General features: G+C 54.6%; 1 rRNA gene. It reads left to right on the top strand.

Features of this window, described 5'->3' with window-relative positions:
* Nucleotides 1–17: 17 nt before the first annotated feature.
* Nucleotides 18–469, top strand: a 16S ribosomal RNA gene (locus AACY49_RS30750); the annotation flags it as partial.

Below are 469 nucleotides of genomic sequence, written 5' to 3'. Positions count from 1 at the left end.
AAAACCCAAAGATGTTTGAACTGAAGAGTTTGATCATGGCTCAGATTGAACGCTGGCGGCAGGCCTAACACATGCAAGTCGAGCGGCAGCACGGGTACTTGTACCTGGTGGCGAGCGGCGGACGGGTGAGTAATGCCTAGGAATCTGCCTGGTAGTGGGGGATAACGCTCGGAAACGGACGCTAATACCGCATACGTCCTACGGGAGAAAGCAGGGGACCTTCGGGCCTTGCGCTATCAGATGAGCCTAGGTCGGATTAGCTAGTTGGTGAGGTAATGGCTCACCAAGGCGACGATCCGTAACTGGTCTGAGAGGATGATCAGTCACACTGGAACTGAGACACGGTCCAGACTCCTACGGGAGGCAGCAGTGGGGAATATTGGACAATGGGCGAAAGCCTGATCCAGCCATGCCGCGTGTGTGAAGAAGGTCTTCGGATTGTAAAGCACTTTAAGTTGGGAGGAAGGGC

The sequence above is a fragment of the Pseudomonas sp. EL_65y_Pfl2_R96 genome, assembly GCF_963970905.1.
Lineage (GTDB): Bacteria > Pseudomonadota > Gammaproteobacteria > Pseudomonadales > Pseudomonadaceae > Aquipseudomonas.
Note: the sequence above shows the minus strand (reverse complement) of the source record. Positions and strands in the feature narration are given on the sequence as shown.